Consider the following 2,494-nt stretch of genomic DNA (forward strand, 5'->3'; position numbering starts at 1 on the left):
CGCGCCGGCGCTCCAGGTCCTCTACGACTGGGGACGGCGGCGGGCCGAGCGGGACGGGGTCGTTGTCGAGCCCACGGCGTGAGCATGTGTTAACAAAGGACATGGTGATCGAAGCGTTGCGGGACCTGCTCGACGGCCGCTGGGCGTCGCTGCGCCGCGGTTCGGTGGAACTGCTGGGGCAGCTGAAGCCCCCGGGCGAGCTGGAGCGCGAGGAGTACCGGGCCTGGGTGCTGGAGCAGATGCACGCGCTGGCGGCGGGCGGGCACCCGCTGATCGGGTTCCCGACCGAGCACGGCGGCCGGGACGACGTGGGCGGCTCGGTGGTGGCGTTCGAGGTGCTGGGGTTCGGGGACCTGTCGCTGATGGTCAAGGCGGGCGTGCAGTGGGGCCTGTTCGGCGGCGCGGTGCAGGCGCTGGGCACGGCCCGGCACCACGACCGGTACCTGCGCGCGATCATGGACCTGGAGCTGCCGGGGTGCTTCGCGATGACCGAGACCGGTCACGGGTCGGACGTGCAGCACCTGCGCACCACGGCGACCTACGACCCGGACACCGAGGAGTTCGTCGTGCACACGCCGGACCCGTCGGCGCGCAAGGACTACATCGGCAACGCGGCCCGCGACGGGCGGATGGCCGTGGTGTTCGCGCAGCTCGTCACCGGCGGCGAGGGGCGCGGCGTGCACGCGGTGCTCGTGCCGATCCGGGACTCCTCCGGTGCGCCGATGCCGGGCGTGCGGATCGAGGACTGCGGGCCGAAGGCGGGCCTGAACGGCGTGGACAACGGGCGGCTGTGGTTCGAGCGCGTGCGCGTGCCCCGGGAGAACCTGCTCAACCGGTACGGCGACGTCGCGCCGGACGGCACGTACTCCAGCCCGGTCGAGGGCGAGGGCCGCCGGTTCTTCACCATGCTCGGCACGCTGGTGCGCGGGCGGATCAGCGTGGCGGGCGGCGCGGGCAGCGCCACCAAGAAGGCGCTCGCGCTGGCCGTCCGGTACGGCGACGCGCGGCGGCAGTTCACCCGGCCCGACACCGGCGACGAGGTCGTGGTGCTCGACTACCTGGCGCACCAGCGGCGGCTGCTGCCGGCGCTGGCCACGTCCTACGCGTTGCACTTCGCGCAGGAGGAGCTGGTGTCCGCGCTGCACGACGTGGCCGACGACCGGCAGCAGCGGGAGCTGGAGTCGCGGGCGGCCGGGCTGAAGGCGGTGGCCACCTGGCACGCCACGCACACCATCCAGACGTGCCGGGAGGCGTGCGGCGGCGCCGGGTACCTGTCGGAGAACCTGATCGCCGGGCTCAAGGCGGACACCGACGTGTTCACCACGTTCGAGGGCGACAACACGGTGCTGCTCCAGCTGGTCGCGAAGGGCCTGCTGACCAGCTACCGCGACCACGTGGGCGACCTCGACCCGTGGGGCATGGCGCGGTTCGTGGCCGACCAGGCGGTGAACGTGGTCATCGAGCGGACCGCGGCGCGGGCGATCATCGACCGGCTGGTGTCGGGCAGCTCGGACGCGCTGCTCGACCGCGGCTGGCAGGTGCGGCAGTTCGAGGACCGCGAGCGGCACGTGCTGGAGGGCCTGGCGCGGCGGTTGCGGCGGGCGTCGAAGGAGGACGCGTTCGACGTGTTCAACGCCGCGCAGGACCACGTGCTGCACGCCGCGCGGGTCCACGTGGACCGGATCGTGCTGGAGGCGTTCGTCGCGGCCGTGGACCGGTGCGGCGACCCGGAGGCGACGGCGCTGCTGGACCAGGTGTGCGACCTGTACGCGTTGAGCACGATCGAGGCGGACCGGGCGTGGTTCCTGGAGCACGGCCGGCTCACGCCGCAGCGGGCCAAGGCGGTGTCGCAGGCGGTGAACGAGCTGTGCCGCCGGCTGCGCCCGCACGCGCGCACCCTGGTGGACGCGTTCGGCATCCCGGAGACGTGGCTCACGGCACCGATCTCCGGTCCGGAGGTCGATCGACCGTGAATCGGGACAGAATGGACGTCATGGACGACAGTGCGCTGATCAGCCTCGGACTGGCCCGGTACGTGCAGGCGGTGGCCGAGGAGGTCGGCGTGCCTCCGGAGGGGACCGAGTTCGAGGTCAGCGACACCGCGACCGCCTACCTCGGGCTGGAGGGGCCGGGGCGTGACCTGATGCTGCTGTGGAACGAGCGGCGGGGCTGGTCGATCGCCGTGGAGACCGATCCGACGGATCCGCCGGTCGTCGTCGCACACCTCGGTCGGCCGCTGGTGCCGCCGCCGGACGAGGTGGCGCGGTTCGTCGACGAGGTGCTGGCGGGCAAGTCTGGCGGCGCCGAGCCCGAGTTCGGCGTGGAGCAGGACCGCCAGGGGCTCGCCGGGCGGCTCAGGGAGTACCTGTGAGCCGGCTCACGACACGCCCACCAGCCGCAGGACGGCGGTCGTCACGGCGGCCAGCACGACCACCACGACGAACGGGGCCTTCCGCCACGCGGCCAGCGCACCCACCAGCACGCCCAGCGGCAG

The 2,494-nt window shown here is 73.2% G+C and carries 2 protein-coding genes and 1 pseudogene; 2 read left to right on the top strand and 1 reads right to left on the bottom strand.

Features of this window, described 5'->3' with window-relative positions; all coding sequences use genetic code 11:
* The first annotated feature begins 101 nt into the window (after nucleotides 1-101).
* Together AB0G02_RS35215 and AB0G02_RS35220 are read left to right on the top strand one after the other, a co-directional pair.
* On the top strand, nucleotides 102-1,973 hold the full coding sequence (locus tag AB0G02_RS35215) for an acyl-CoA dehydrogenase (protein WP_360803272.1): 1,872 nt from the start codon (nucleotides 102-104) through the stop codon (nucleotides 1,971-1,973).
* A gap of 20 nt (nucleotides 1,974-1,993) precedes the next feature.
* On the top strand, nucleotides 1,994-2,371 hold the full coding sequence (locus tag AB0G02_RS35220) for a DUF6292 family protein (RefSeq protein WP_360803275.1): 378 nt from the start codon (nucleotides 1,994-1,996) through the stop codon (nucleotides 2,369-2,371).
* A 6-nt stretch (nucleotides 2,372-2,377) separates the two neighbouring features.
* On the opposite strand, the pseudogene AB0G02_RS35225 reads toward AB0G02_RS35220, so the two are convergent.
* A pseudogene (locus tag AB0G02_RS35225) lies at nucleotides 2,378-2,494 on the bottom strand (AzlD domain-containing protein); the annotation flags it as partial.

The organism is Actinosynnema sp. NPDC023658 (assembly GCF_040639995.1).
Taxonomy (GTDB): domain Bacteria; phylum Actinomycetota; class Actinomycetes; order Mycobacteriales; family Pseudonocardiaceae; genus Actinosynnema.

Bases quoted from the DNA above. Each gene is read 5' to 3' on its own strand.
- AB0G02_RS35220 (WP_360803275.1), top strand. From the start codon at position 1,994: ATGGACGACAGTGCGCTGATCAGCCTCGGACTGGCCCGGTACGTGCAG.
- AB0G02_RS35215 (WP_360803272.1), top strand. From the start codon at position 102: ATGGTGATCGAAGCGTTGCGGGACCTGCTCGACGGCCGCTGGGCGTCG.